13 protein-coding genes are annotated in these 13809 nt (G+C 63.8%); 9 read left to right on the forward strand and 4 right to left on the reverse strand.

Annotation, left to right across the window (positions count from 1 at the left end; translation table 11 throughout):
• Window positions 1-4 precede the first annotated feature (4 nt).
• Window positions 5-1207, reverse strand: a complete 1203-nt coding sequence (gene purT, locus AC1DMA_RS10620) for a formate-dependent phosphoribosylglycinamide formyltransferase (protein WP_478144153.1) — start codon at window positions 1205-1207, stop codon at window positions 5-7.
• Between the two features lie 171 nt (window positions 1208-1378).
• Here purT and AC1DMA_RS10625 point away from each other — a divergent pair, with 171 nt between their 5' ends.
• The 6 genes from AC1DMA_RS10625 (at window position 1379) to AC1DMA_RS10650 (ending at window position 6507) form a co-directional block, all read left to right on the forward strand.
• Window positions 1379-2227, forward strand: coding sequence for a 3-hydroxybutyryl-CoA dehydrogenase (locus AC1DMA_RS10625; protein ID WP_478144303.1), 849 nt, complete (start codon window positions 1379-1381; stop codon window positions 2225-2227).
• A 134-nt stretch (window positions 2228-2361) separates the two neighbouring features.
• Window positions 2362-3177, forward strand: coding sequence for a crotonase/enoyl-CoA hydratase family protein (locus tag AC1DMA_RS10630; protein WP_478144154.1), 816 nt, complete (start codon window positions 2362-2364; stop codon window positions 3175-3177).
• 84 nt (window positions 3178-3261) lie between these two features.
• On the forward strand, window positions 3262-3723 hold the full coding sequence (locus tag AC1DMA_RS10635; RefSeq protein WP_478144155.1) for a MarR family winged helix-turn-helix transcriptional regulator: 462 nt from the start codon (window positions 3262-3264) through the stop codon (window positions 3721-3723).
• Between the two features lie 52 nt (window positions 3724-3775).
• Window positions 3776-4201 (forward strand): organic hydroperoxide resistance protein, encoded by a 426-nt coding sequence (locus AC1DMA_RS10640; RefSeq protein ID WP_478144156.1) that lies wholly within the window; start codon window positions 3776-3778, stop codon window positions 4199-4201.
• 124 nt (window positions 4202-4325) lie between these two features.
• A complete protein-coding gene (locus AC1DMA_RS10645) occupies window positions 4326-5447 on the forward strand; it encodes a DUF2855 family protein (protein WP_478144157.1) in 1122 nt (373 codons plus the stop codon).
• A 13-nt stretch (window positions 5448-5460) separates the two neighbouring features.
• The gene (locus tag AC1DMA_RS10650; protein WP_478125032.1) at window positions 5461-6507 is read left to right on the forward strand and encodes a serine/threonine protein kinase; all 1047 of its coding nucleotides are present in this window, start codon (window positions 5461-5463) and stop codon (window positions 6505-6507) included.
• A gap of 4 nt (window positions 6508-6511) precedes the next feature.
• On the opposite strand, the gene AC1DMA_RS10655 is transcribed toward AC1DMA_RS10650, so the two are convergent.
• On the reverse strand, window positions 6512-7402 hold the full coding sequence (locus AC1DMA_RS10655; protein ID WP_478125033.1) for a LysR family transcriptional regulator: 891 nt from the start codon (window positions 7400-7402) through the stop codon (window positions 6512-6514).
• A gap of 102 nt (window positions 7403-7504) precedes the next feature.
• Between AC1DMA_RS10655 and AC1DMA_RS10660 the strand changes: the two genes are divergently transcribed.
• Genes AC1DMA_RS10660 through AC1DMA_RS10670 form a run of 3 tightly spaced genes read left to right on the forward strand, consistent with a single transcriptional unit; the run spans window position 7505 to window position 11414 of the window.
• Entirely contained in the window at window positions 7505-9235 is a 1731-nt protein-coding gene (locus AC1DMA_RS10660) for an acyl-CoA dehydrogenase family protein (RefSeq protein ID WP_478144158.1), read from the forward strand.
• 57 nt (window positions 9236-9292) lie between these two features.
• A complete protein-coding gene (locus tag AC1DMA_RS10665) occupies window positions 9293-10267 on the forward strand; it encodes a Bug family tripartite tricarboxylate transporter substrate binding protein (protein WP_478144159.1) in 975 nt (324 codons plus the stop codon).
• Window positions 10268-10274: 7 nt separating this feature from the next.
• A complete protein-coding gene (locus AC1DMA_RS10670; RefSeq protein WP_478144160.1) occupies window positions 10275-11414 on the forward strand; it encodes a CaiB/BaiF CoA transferase family protein in 1140 nt (379 codons plus the stop codon).
• Here AC1DMA_RS10670 and AC1DMA_RS10675 read toward each other — a convergent pair.
• The gene (locus tag AC1DMA_RS10675; protein WP_478125037.1) at window positions 11411-12835 is read right to left on the reverse strand and encodes an XVIPCD domain-containing protein; all 1425 of its coding nucleotides are present in this window, start codon (window positions 12833-12835) and stop codon (window positions 11411-11413) included. The two genes, AC1DMA_RS10670 and AC1DMA_RS10675, sit on opposite strands and share 4 nt — an antisense overlap.
• On the reverse strand, window positions 12835-13566 hold the full coding sequence (locus AC1DMA_RS10680) for a hypothetical protein (protein ID WP_478125038.1): 732 nt from the start codon (window positions 13564-13566) through the stop codon (window positions 12835-12837). The genes AC1DMA_RS10675 and AC1DMA_RS10680 overlap by 1 nt, the downstream gene beginning before the upstream one ends.
• Window positions 13567-13809 lie beyond the last annotated feature (243 nt).

Genomic DNA, 13809 nt, shown 5'->3' on the forward strand with positions numbered 1-13809 from the left:
TGAATCAGGCTTGGCGAGGCTTGATGCGCGAGGCGGCTTCCTTGGCATTGCGGCGCGCGGTGTCGATGTCTGCCGCGTGCGCGAGCGCAACGCCCATGCGGCGCTTGACGAAGCTCTCGGGTTTGCCGAAGAGGCGCACATCGGTGCCCGGCACCGCCAGCGCATGAGCGACACCGTCGAACGCGATTCCGGTGGCAGCGACGCCGCCGTAGATCACCGCGCTGGCACCGGGGCTCTTGAGCGTGGTGTCGACCGGCAGCCCGAGGATTGCGCGGGCGTGCAGTTCGAACTCGTTCTGCCACTGGGTCGTCATGGTGACCATGCCGGTGTCGTGCGGTCGGGGGCTGACTTCGCTGAACCAGACTTGCTCGCCCTTGACGAACAGCTCGACGCCGAAGAGCCCTTGTCCGCCGAGATCTGACGTGACGGCCCGGGCGATGTCCTGCGCCTTCTTCAGCGCCGCAGGAGCCATCGGATGCGGCTGCCAGCTCTCGACGTAGTCGCCGCTCACCTGCACATGGCCGATCGGGTCGCAGAAGTGCGTCTGCACGGCGCCTGTGGCGTCGACGGCCCGCACGGTGAGCAGCGTGATCTCGTAGTCGAAATCGATGAAGCCTTCGACGATCACCCGGCCGTGGCTCACACGGCCGCCGGCCATGGCGTAGTCCCAGGCCTTCTGCACGTCCGCGGGGCCGTCGATCTTGCTCTGGCCCTTGCCGGAGCTGCTCATCACGGGTTTGACGATGCAGGGATAGCCGATGCCTTCATCGATGGCCGCCTGCAGTTCGGCCAGTGAATCGCAGAACTTGTAGGGACTGGTCGGCACGGCGAGCGTCTCGGCGGCGAGGCGCCGGATGCCTTCGCGGTCCATGGTGAGGCGTGCTGCGCGCGCGGTGGGGATCACGCGCACCACGCCTGCGTCTTCCAGCTCCTGCAGCATCGGGGTGGCAATGGCCTCGATTTCTGGCACGACGAGCTGCGGCTTCTCAGCCTCGATCAGCGCCTTGAGTTGCGCCGGGTCGCTCATGGTGATGGTGCGCGCGTGGTGCGCAACCTGCTGGCCCGGCGCGTTCTCATAGCGGTCGACGGCGATGGTTTCGACGCCCAGGCGCTGGAGTGCGATCAGGACCTCCTTGCCGAGCTCACCGGAGCCGAGAAGCATCACGCGGGTGGCGGTGGGAGAAAGAGGTGTGCCGAGGGTGGTCATGGTACGGATTCGTGGCTGTGGGACTGAACGCGGCACTTTAAATCACCCGGTTGTCACACGCGGCAACGGCGCCGCCCGCGGGCTGTTTCACAATCTCCGCCAAATCCTCATTCATTCGCCGTTTTTTTCGTTTTTATTTTTATCCCTGAAGGAGCATTTCTCATGACTCTCATGACCATCCAGACAGTCGGCATCATCGGTGCAGGAACGATGGGCAACGGTATCGCGCAGGCTTGCGCGGTCGCGGGCGTCAACGTGGTGATGATCGACGTCGCTCAGGCCGCAGTGGACAAGGGCATTGCCACTGTGGCGGGCAGCCTCGATCGCCTGATCAAGAAGGACAAGCTCAGCGTCGCGCAGAAGGATGCGGCGCTCGCGCTGATCAAGGGATCGACCGACTACGAAGACCTCAAGGCCGCGCAGCTCGTAATCGAAGCCGCCACCGAGAACCACGCGCTCAAGCTGAAGATCCTCAAGCAGGTCGATGCGCTGGTGGCGCCCGAAGTGATCGTCGCGTCGAACACGTCCTCGATCTCGATCACGCAACTGGCCGCCGCCACGTCGCGCGCGGATCGCTTCATCGGCATGCACTTCTTCAACCCGGTGCCGATGATGGCGCTGGTGGAGATCATCCGCGGCTATCTGACCAGCGATGCAACGCACGACGCGGTGAAGGCGCTGGCGGAGCGGCTCGGCAAGTCGCCCATCACCGTCAAGAATGCGCCGGGCTTTGTGGTCAACCGCATCCTCGTGCCGATGATCAACGAGGCATTCTTCGTGCTGGCCGAAGGTCTCGCGACGGCGGAGGACATCGACGCAGGCATGAAGCTCGGCTGCAACCAGCCGATCGGCCCTCTGGCGCTGGCGGACATGATCGGGCTGGACGTCTGCCTGGCCGTGATGGAGGTGTACCTCGAACAGTTCGGCGACTCCAAGTACCGTCCCTGCCCGCTGCTGAAGGAAATGGTCGCGGCGGGCCAACTCGGCCGCAAGACGGGCTGCGGCGTGTACAAGTACTGACCCCCAGCCTCGCCCACTTCGTGTGGCTCTGCACCCCCTTTCAGGGGGCAATACCAGCGGCCCGGCTGAGCCGGTTCCGCGGTATTTCTGGTAGTGCGCTGCACCGTTTTTTTAACAACCTGGAGACAAGCTGAATGACCGCCACGCCCACTACGCCGCCGCCCGAAGGGTGCATTGACACGCAGGTGCTGGACCATGTGCTGCTGATCGGCATCAACCGGCCGGCCAAGCGCAATGGATGGACGCCGGCGATGTTTCGCCAACTGGCCGAGGCATACACGCGGCTCGATGACGACCCCTCGCTGCGCGTCGGTGTGCTGCATGCCTTTGGTGATCACTTCACGGCGGGGCTCGACCTTCCGGCGGTGACCGAATTCATGAAGCGCGGCGAGAAGGCCGTGCCGCCCGGCCTTGTCGAACCCCACGATTTCGGTTTGCCCGGCTATCGGCGCCGCACCAAGCCGATGGTGGTGGCAGTCAAGGGCATCTGCTTCACGGTGGGCATCGAGTTGATGCTGGGTGCCGATATCGTGGTCGCGGCGGACAACTGCCGCTTCTCGCAGATGGAAGTGCAGCGCGGCATCATGGCCACAGGCGGCGCCACGCTGCGGATGGCCGAGCGCGCAGGCGTGGGCAACGCGATGCTGCATCTGCTGACGGCCGACGAGTTCGACAGCGCCGAGGCCCTGCGCCTCAACTTCGTCCAGCGGGTGGTCCCTGCCGGACAGGAGCTGGACGAAGCCCTGCGCATCGCCCAGCGCATTGCGGCACAGGCGCCGCTGGCGGTGGTCGCGACGCGGCTCAATGTCATCAAGGCCGTCGAGCAAGGCCCCCTCGCCGCTGTGGAGGATTTCATTCCCGTGCAGAAGACGCTCTCGAACAGCGAGGACGCGGCCGAAGGCGTGCGTTCCTTCATCGAACGCCGGCCGGCGCGCTTCTCCGGTCGCTGACTCATTCATTCGTAACGATAGCGCCGGAACGTCCGGCAACAATTTAAATTGCACACAATTTAATTGCTGGCTATACTTCAGCCCATGCGCACTCCAGCACCTTCCGCACCCTCCGCCGATGAGATGCTGCGTTTGGACAACCAGCTCTGCTTTGCGGTGTATTCCGCGTCGCTCGCCATGACCAAGCTTTACAAGCCGCTCCTTGAAAAGCTCGGGCTCACCTACCCTCAATATCTCGTCATGCTTGCACTCTGGGAGCGTGATCGGCTCATGGTGTCGGAACTCGGCGACAAGCTCTCGCTCGACTCCGGCACGCTGACGCCCCTCCTGAAGCGGCTCGAGGCCAACGGACTGGTCGCGCGCATCCGCGACGCCGAAGACGAGCGCCGCGTTCGCATCAGCCTCACCGCGTCTGGCCGCAAGCTCAAGGCGCGCGCTGCCAGCGTGCCGGCTTGTCTTCTGGCTGCATCGAGTTGCTCGATCGATGAACTGGTCTCGCTCACGCAGCAGATGCAGAAGTTGCGCGACCGCATCAAGGCCGCGTAGTTTTTTCCCTACTTCTCTCAATTCCCCCAACCACCAACCCTAAGGAATCACCATGGTCAAGAAGCTCGACAAGGTCCTCTACACCGCTCAGGCACACACCATTGGCGGCCGCGACGGCTCCGGCAAGACCAGCGACGGCGCGCTGGACGTGAAGCTCAGCTCACCCGGTTCGGGCAAGCCCGGCACCAATCCCGAGCAGCTCTTCGCCGTCGGCTATTCGGCCTGCTTCATCGGCGCAATGCGCGCGGTCGCACCGAAGATCAACGTCAAGGTGCCGGACGACGTGGCGATCGACGCCAGCGTTTCCCTGGGCCCGATCGACGGCGGCGCGGCCTACGGCATCGCAGTCAAGCTGGCGATTACCTTGCCTGGCCTGGACGACGCACAGAAGAAGCTGCTGGTCGAGACCGCGCACCAGGTGTGCCCGTATTCGAATGCCACGCGCGGCAACGTCGAAGTCGAGCTGTCGATCGCCTGATCAAGGCGCCCCTCGAGGCCCGTCCGGGCGTCGCCTAAGCGACGACAGGGCGGGCCTTTTTCATGCAACCGAAGCAGGTCTGCGCTAAGGTCTCCGCCCGCACAAAGCATAGAGAGGCCGACTCATGAGCACGACCGAATTCCTGGTCCGAAAGGACGATCTCGCTTCCACACGCGTGCGTACCGCGGAAGACACCCGGCTTGCCAACGGCCAGGTTCGCGTGCGCATCGACAGCTTTGCCCTCACGTCCAACAACATCACCTATGCCGCTTTCGGCGATGCGATGAGCTACTGGCAGTTCTATCCGACGGGCGAGGAAGCCTGGGGCAGCATTCCGGTGTGGGGGTTCGCGACCGTCGTGCATTCGTTGCACCCGGGCGTTGCCGTGGGTGAACGGCTGTACGGCTACTTTCCGATGTCTTCCGCCGCCGTGCTGACGCCGGAGCGTCTCTCGCCGGAGCGCTTCACCGATGGAGCATCGCATCGCGCGGCGCTGCCGGCGGTCTACAACCAGTACTTCCGCTGCAAGTCAGATCCGCTCTATTCGGTGGACACCGAGGACGTGCAGGCACTGCTGCGCCCCCTCTTCATCACCTCCTGGCTGATCGACGACTTTCTCGACGACAACGACTTCTTCGGCGCGCGGCCCGGCGCGGTGCTACTGTCGAGCGCATCGAGCAAAACAGCCTATGGCACCGCCTTCCAGTTGGCGCAACGCGAAGGCCTGGAGGTGATCGGGCTGACGTCCGCCGCCAACAAGGCCTTCTGCGAAAGCCTGGGCTGCTATGAGCGCGTGCTGGCCTACGAAGAACTCGACCAGATCGCCGCGGACAAGCCCTGTGTCTACGTCGACTTCGCGGGCAACGGCGCGCTGCGCCAGGCGATCCACACGCGTTTCGGTCAGCTCAAGCACAGCGCCTCGATTGGCAGTACCCACGTCGATCAGCGGGCCACACCAGGCAGCGGAAAGGACCTTCCGGGCCCGCGCGCCACCTTCTTCTTTGCGCCGGCCCAGATCAAGAAGCGCACCACCGAATGGGGCGCAGAGGCCTTCGGCCAGCGGATGAAGCAAGCGTGGCATGCCTTCATCGGACGGGTAACCGACCCAAAGGCGCCATGGCTGCGGACCGAGCACCATGCAGGCATCGCCGAAGTGCAGGCCGCCTATGCGGAAGTCCTCGCGGCCAAAAGCGATCCGCGCGTCGGGCACATTCTTTCGCTGGCGAGAAGCGAAGCCGCCACATAGCGACAATCGCCGCATGACCCAGTCTGCGGCGAAAGCCTCCGCCCACCCTTACGAGAACCTCACGCCCGATGTGGTGCTCGACGCGCTGGCAACGCTCGGCCTGCACGGAGATGGCCGGCTCACCGCGCTCAACTCCTACGAGAACCGCGTCTATCAGGTGTATCTGGAAGATCGCAGCGCCGTGGTGGTCAAGTTCTACCGGCCGGGCCGCTGGAGCGAGGCCGACATTCTTGAAGAGCACGGCTTCTCGCTCGAACTCGCGGCGGCCGAAGTGCCCGCGGTGCCCCCCATCGCGGTCAACGGGCAGACCTTGCACCGCCATGGCGGCTTCGCTTTCAGCGTGAGCCCCTACCGCGGCGGGCGGTCGCCGGAGCTTGACGATTTCGAAGTGCTGGAATGGGTGGGCCGCTTCCTCGCGCGCATTCATTCCGTCGGCGCGCGGAAGCCCTTCGAATCGCGCCCCACATTGGACTTGCAAACCTTCGGCATCGCATCGCGAGACTGGCTGATCGGCAATCACATGGTGCCGCTCGATGTGCAGCGCGAATGGGAAACCGCCTGCAACGAGGCTTTCGAAATGATCGCCGCCACGGCGCTCCGCCCGGCCGGACAAGGCGGCGCCGATGGACCGGGCGAATCCGCGCTGAAGAAGCTGCGGCTGCACGGGGACGTGCACCCGGGCAACATTCTTTGGACGCCCACCGATCGGCCCGAGGGCGGCCCGCACTTCGTCGACCTCGACGACGCGCGCACCGGCTTCGCGGTGCAAGACCTGTGGATGCTGCTTTCCGGTGATCGTGCCCAGCGCACCGGCCAGTTGAGTGGGCTGCTCGACGGCTACGAGCAGTTCCGCAGTTTCGATCGCCGCGAACTCGCGCTCATCGAACCGCTGCGCACGCTGCGGCTCATTCACTACAGCGCATGGCTCGCGCGCCGCTGGGAAGATCCAATCTTTCCGATCAACTTTCCGTGGTTCGGATCGAGCGACTACTGGAAGGGGCAGATCCAGATGCTGCAGGATCAGTGCGAAGCGATGGCGGAAGAGCCGCTGTACGCCTGAAGGCTCAGTCCGCGGCCGGCCGGTCGGCCTGCAAGGCGCGCAGGAAGCCCTGCACCACCGCATTCGGAGGTCCGTCCCTCCAGACGCAGAAGGCCTCCGAGCGCGCCACCTCTTCGTCTAGCGGCCGGAATGCCGCGCCTCGGAGCGCCGCGTGATGCAGCGCACTGGGCACGAGCGCGACACCCATTCCCTGAGAAACCAGCGAGACCACCGAAAGCCAGTGACGCACCTCGTGCCTTACCTCGGGCCGGAATCCCGCATCGGCGCAAATCGCCAGGATCCGCTCGTGATAGTCAGGCGACGCGCTGCGAGAAAACAGCACGAAGGGTTCGTCGCGCAGGCTCGCCATCGGGACCGTGCGCCGCCGCGCCAACCTATGGCCGACCGGCACGCACGCCACGAAGGATTCGGACACCAGCAGCGCGTGCCGCAGTTCGGCCGGCATCCGGCTCGTGTGCACGAAGCCGAAGTCGAGCCTGTCATGCAGCAGTTCGGCGATCTGCTCGCCTGAGTTGAGTTCGGCCAATGTCACCCGGACCGCGGGATGCTTTGCCTGGAACTTGCGCAAGGCCTGCGGCAGCCCGCGATAGAGCATTGCGCCGACGAAGCCGATGCGCAGCCGGCCGGCCGAACCTTGCGACACGTCGCGCGCTTCGAGCGCGGCCTCTTCGGCCTGGCGCAGCAATGCGCGCGCCGATGCCTGCAACGCCTCGCCGGCGGGGGTGAGGTGCACTTCCTTGCTGTTGCGCTCGAAGAGGCGCGCGCCGACGGATTCCTCCAGCTGCCGGATGGCAACGCTCAGGGGCGGCTGCGAAATCGCGAGCCGCCGCGCAGCCCGCCCAAAATGCAGTTCCTCGGCGAGCACGACGAAGTAGCGCAGATGTCGAAGTTCCATGCGGCAGTCTCGCACGATAGGTGAATCGGATCAAACAAGTGGTATTTGATATTGGACAAGAATCGTGCAGGCTCAAAAAATGCGGCCCAAAGGAGACAAGACATGTCCAGCACAGAAGCCGCGCACCCCGTGCCTGACCGCCACGGGCAGAACCTTTTCACCACCGATACCGAGCTGCACAAGCTACTCGCGCTGTACCTGCCGCCGGATCTACTGGAACACATGCAGCCGCATTTCGAGCGCCTCGGCGCCTTGGCCGGTGGCCCGCTCGACGAGCTGGCGCAGACCGCGGACCGCAATCCGCCGACGCTCAAGCTGCGCACCCGCACCGGAATCGACGACCAGAAGGTGATCAAGCATCCGGCCTACGTCGAGATGGAGCGCCTTGCGCTCAGCGAATTCGGTCTGGCTGCGATGTCTCACCGCGAAGAAACGCTGGGCTGGAAGGGCAAGATGCCGCCGCTGGTCAAGTACGTGCTGACCTACCTCTTCGTGCAGGCCGAGTTCGGCCTGTGCTGCCCGGTTTCAATGACCGATTCGCTGACGCGCACACTGAAGAAGTTCGGCAGCCCCGAACTGGTCGAGCGCTTCATCGGCCGCCTCACTTCGCTGGATTTCGACACGCTGGCGCAGGGCGCCATGTTCATGACCGAGCAGGCGGCCGGCTCCGACATTGCCGCCACCGTCACCCGCGCGTGGCAGGACGAGGCCGGTCAATGGCACCTCAGCGGTGACAAGTGGTTCTGCTCCAACCCCGACGCTGATTTCGCGATGGTGCTGGCGCGCGTCGACGGCGGACTTGCCGGCATGAAGGGCGTGTCGCTGTTCCTGCTGCCGCGCCAACTCGACGACGGCAGCGCCAACCACTACCGGATCATTCGGCTCAAGGACAAACTGGGCACGCGGTCGATGGCGAGCGGAGAGATCCGTCTCGAAGGCGCCGTGGCGTATCTCGTCGGCGAACAGGGACGCGGCTTCGTGCAGATGGCCGACATGGTCAACAACTCGCGCCTGTCGAACGGCGTGCGCGCGGCCGGGCTGATGCGCCGCGCGGTTGCGGAAGCCGAATACATCGCGAGCGAACGCCGCGCCTTCGGCAAGCGGCTCGCCGACATGCCCCTGATGCAGCGCCAATTGCTGAAGCTGCGCCTGCCGGCCGAACAGGCGCGCACGATGGTGTTCCAGACCGCGCTCGCGCTGGCCCGTTCGGACCAGGGCGACCCGGCTGCCTATCCGCTGCTGCGCATCCTCACGCCGCTCATCAAGTTCCGCGCCTGCCGCGACGCACGCAAAGTGACGGGCGACGCCATGGAAGTGCGCGGCGGCTGCGGCTACATCGAGGAATGGACCGATCCTCGCCTGGTGCGCGACGCACATCTGGGTTCGATCTGGGAAGGCACCAGCAACATCGTCGCGCTCGACGTGCTTCGCGCGATCAAGCGGGAAGATTCGCTGAGCGCGCTGCACAAGCACTTCTCGGTACTGCTGGACGAAGCAGCGACGCCGGCTTCTTCGGCTTCTGCTTCAATTGCTTTCTCACCTGCTTTCGCATCGGCCTTGCGGGACGCACTCTCGCGCGCTGCCGCGCTCGCCACCACCGCAACACAGGAAGGCGGCGACGTGATCGCGCGCCAGGCCGCATCGGCGCTTTATCACACGTGCAGCGCCATCGCGATGGCGTGGGAAGGCGCCAGGACGGGCTCGGCGCAGCGCGTGCAATGGGCGCAACTGGTGCTGCTGCATCGCGTGCTTCCGCGCGATCCGCTGACACCCGATGCAGTCCCTGCCAATTGGGCGGGCAGCAGCGCGATGCCGGCACTCGCGGCCGCCTGAGCGCCAGCACTCAATCGACTTCAAACAGACAACACCGACCCAACCGGAGACACACACATGCGAATTCTTGCGACTTTCCTGATGGCCGCCGCGGCGGCATTGCCCCTGCTGCCCGCCGCTCACGCCGACACCTTTCCCGACAAGCCGATCACGCTCGTCATACCGTTCCCGCCCGGGGGACCGACGGATGCCATGGCGCGCACGCTCGCCGCCGAAATGAAAGACCGCCTGGGCCAGCCCATGATCGTGGAGAACCGAGCCGGCGCGGGCGGCAACATCGGCGCCGAGTTCGTGGCGCGTGCCGCACCCGATGGCCAGACACTGCTGTTCGGGACGTCCGGGCCGCTCGCCATCAATTCGAGCCTCTACCGCAAGATCAATTACGACCCGGTGAAGAGTTTCGCGCCAGTGATCCAGGTCGGCGACCTGCCGAACATCCTGGTCGTGAACCCGTCCGTGCCGGCGAAGAACGTGAAGGAGCTCGTGGCCTACGCCAAGACCAATCCGGGCAAGTTGAGCTATGCGTCCTCCGGCAATGGCGCTTCGTCGCACCTGGCGGGCGTGATGTTCAACGCGATGGCCGGCGTGGATCTGCAGCACATCCCGTACAAAGGCACCGGCCCGGCGCTGAACGATCTGCTCGGCGGTCAGGTGAGCATGAGCTTCACCGACGTGCTCACCGCGCTGCCGTACGTCAAGGCCGGCAAGCTGCGCGCGCTCGGCGTCACCACGGCCGCCCGTTCGCAGGCACTCACCAATGTTCCGACGGTGGCCGAGCAAGGCGTGCCGGGCTTCGACGTCAGCGTGTTCTTCGGCATCGTCGCGCCGGCCGGAACGCCGCCCGACCGCATCGCCAAGCTCAACAAGGCGTTCGTCGAAGTGCTCGCCACCCCCAAGGTCAAGCAGTTGTTCGCTTCGCAAGGGCTGGAACCGGCACCCTCGAACACGCCAGAGCAACTGGGCAAGTTCATCGGCGCGCAGATGGCCAAGTGGTCCGGCGTCGTCAAGCAATCCGGCGCGCAACTGGATTGAAGACGCCATGACCACCACCGGCACTACCGGCACTACTGGTACAACGGGCGCCCTTGCGGGCATCCGCGTGCTCGACATCTCGCGCATCCTCGGCGGTCCTTACTGCGGGCAGATCCTGGGCGACCACGGCGCCGACGTGCTCAAGGTCGAACCGCCCCAAGGCGATGACACCCGCACCTGGGGCCCGCCCTTCAAGGACGGCGTGGCTTCGTACTATCACGGGCTCAATCGCAACAAGCGCATCCAGCATCTCGACCTGGGCACGCCTGAGGGACGCGAGGCGCTGCTCGCGCTGGTTGCCGAAGCCGACGTGCTGATCGAGAACTTCAAGACCGGCACGATGGAGCGCTGGGGGATCGGCTACGACACCCTGTCGCAGCGCTTTCCGCGTCTCGTGTGGTGCCGCGTCTCGGGCTTCGGCTCGGACGGGCCGCTGGGCGCCCTGCCCGGCTATGACGCGGCCGTGCAAGCGATGACCGGCATCATGAGCGTCAACGGGGAAGCAGGTGGCGGTCCGCTGCGCGTCGGCTTGCCGGTCGTCGACATGGTGACCGGGCTCAATGCTGTCATCGGCGTACTGCTAGCGCTGAATGAACGCCAACGCAGTGGACGTGGACAGTTCGTCGAAGCGGCGCTCTATGACAGCGGGTTGTCGCTGCTGCATCCGCATGCGGCCAACTGGTTCATGGATGGCACGGCACCACGACGCACCGGCAACGCGCATCCGAACATCTACCCCTACGACGCATTGGCGACCAAGACCGACCCGATCTTCGTGGCGGTCGGCAACGACCGGCAGTTCGCCAGCTTCTGCGCCTGCATCGGACAGCCCGGGCTCGCCGAAGACTCGTTGTACAAAACCGCTGGGCAGCGCTCGGTGCATCGCGAAGGGCTCAAGCAGCAGCTCGAAGCGGCGCTGGCGGATTTCGACGGCCGCACGCTGGTGGACACGCTGATGGCTGCAGGGGTGCCCGCGGCGCCGGTGCTGCCGGTGGATGCGGCGCTCATGCATCCGCATACGGAGCATCGCGGCATGGTGGTCGAACTCGAAGGCGGCTATCGCGGCATCGCGTCTCCCGTCAAGCTCAGCCGCACGCCGGCGACGTATCGGCACGCGCCGCTGACGCCGGGCAGCGAGTTCTCCTAGAGACTCATCACCGGGCCGTGGCGCTGGACGGCGGTGTGCTGCCGTTCAAGTACGCGCTCCTGGGCCTGTTGCTGCACGCGTTCGATCGCCTGCTCCCAGCTTTGTGTGCTTTGCGCGACGGACGTATTGAGCGCTTCTACTGTCGGCACCGCGGCGATGCGCTTGAGCGCCGAATCCAGCGCGCCTTCGACCGCGAAAACCTTTGATGCATCGGTGCTCAACACCGCGTGGTCGATGTGGCTCATTCCATTCGCCTTGGCCGCAACCACGAGCGCCGCAGCGAGTTGATCGCTGCGCTGATCGGGCGTGCGGCCTACCTCCGCATCGAGTCGATGCACACCGGCTCGCGCCTGCTCGAACATCGTGTGGTCGGGGTGCCCGGGATGGTCGAGTTGCACGACCGGAGTGTCTCGATCCGGCACGGTCGACAGTTTGCTCGGCGTCGGTAGGCCATTGATCGGCACATGGCTGTGGCTGTCGGCGGTATGGTCGAAATGCGCGACGGTCCCTGGAGCATGCACGTCGTGATAAGGGCAGCGTGCAGCCGGCCTGGGCAGGGAAATGCCGTTTTGCTCAAGCAACAACTCTTGCAGCCCGAGTCCGCGCATGTCCAACTGCAGCTTGCCGGCCAGCGTTGGATTGAGCATTTCATATTGGCAAACGGAACTCACCAAAGAAGCGCCGTAGTAGTTGGCGTAGTCGGAGTTGCCATGGTGGCCCAGCTGTGTGCTCTGCGGCGCTTTGTCGAAGTAGTGCTTTCCGGCGGCTTCGACGTTGCGAGAATCCGGCGTGATGGAAAGATCGGCGTTGAGGGTGAAGCCGTCTTTCGCTACGAATTGCACGCGTCCGGCGATTTCCTTGGTTTCGATGAAGTCGTTGACGTAGCCGACTTCCCTCGCCAGTTTTCCAAGGTCGGACAGCTGGGCTTCTGGATTGCCGTGCTTCATCCGGCTGACCAAGGCATTCCAACCAGCAATATGTGCGCTGGCTTCGTCGCTGCGGTTGATCGCCAGCATCTGGTCCAACGCCGGGCTGTAGTCGTGGACCGCCTTCCCGCTCTCCAACACGCGCCGAACGTTCTCGTCGAATCCCTCAAGTCCTTTCCTGGTGTGCTCACGATTGATGCCATGACGGATCTCATGCCCCAAAATGAAGGTGAGCACATTGCCTCCCTTGGGATCCAGGACGTTGCTCTGCTTGAGATTGATCGTCTGTGAATGAGGGCTGTAGTTGGCCCCAGCGTTCTCACTCGCGAGCATCGTCGCCAAATGCTTCAGATGGCCTCCTGCGACTGCATCGTTCATCTGCCGCATCAATACAGGCGATTCCTCGATGACAGCGCGCAGGTTCAGATAAGCGGCTGATGTTGGGTCGCCAACCTCGCGGATCACCCGCTCAAGCTCGGGACTGATGGAACTCACTACATGGCCCCCAAGTCCATGTATTCCCCAAGAAAGTTGATGAAGACTCTATTGACGCATCGGTGCGAAATCTTCTCGATACTTTCGCCGCTCTCGCCCACGATGCCGACGTCTATTTTGACCAATCCCCGTTGGTATTGCTTGCCGGCACTTCGTTGGCGGGTGTTGCCGACATGCCGGTAGTCCATCTTGAGCAATGCGTCGTGAAACTGTGCGAGATCGAGTTGGCAAATACCCGTCATCGGTGGATTTTTGCCGCTATATTTTTCGGCCTCTACGAAGAGCAAGCCGAGATCCGGAGAGTGAGTGGCCCTTTCCAAGTCCCAAATGTAGAGATAGAACCACATCTCGGTCACCCGCTGGAATATCTGGTACGCATCATCGCTGGGTTTGTCAGAAAACGGCGTCATGGCAACTCCGCTAAATTGCTCCACCCGCTCGACAGTCAAATCCTGCGGCTGATGCAAGGTGTCGATCAACGCCAACAGCCGGCGCAGCACTTCAGGCGCATCGGGGGGCGCTGTCTCTGTAGTAGCTCGACTCGGCATGTTGGTTTCCTCTGGCTTCATTGGGGATGTGTTGGTCGGCGATGCGCAGGCGCCGAGCGTCAGGCTGAACAGGCAAAGAAGCCCATGCGCGGCCAATCTCTTTATTGATTTTTTTGAATTGTCAGAATTGATGAATCCGGCAGGAGCCGCAAAGTGTGCAGTTCGCGGACCGTGTCCGATCATTGATTGAAGCTTCGAAGAAAGCTTCCCGCCAGCCATGCGGCGGCCAATCGCAATACGACGAGTTATTTTCTTCTCCCTGTGCGCTCGAATTCTTGAATTCTAGGCACAGCTCTTTCCGTGCCTTTCAAGAACATGCACTTTTCTTTAGAAGAAAGAAGTAACGAGGATTCTGGTTGCGACGCAATTGCGCATGCCTTACTCACCACGTCGATAAACTGCATCACTACGCCGCATACAACTCAA

The sequence above is a fragment of the Variovorax sp. 05N34 genome, assembly GCF_056397405.1.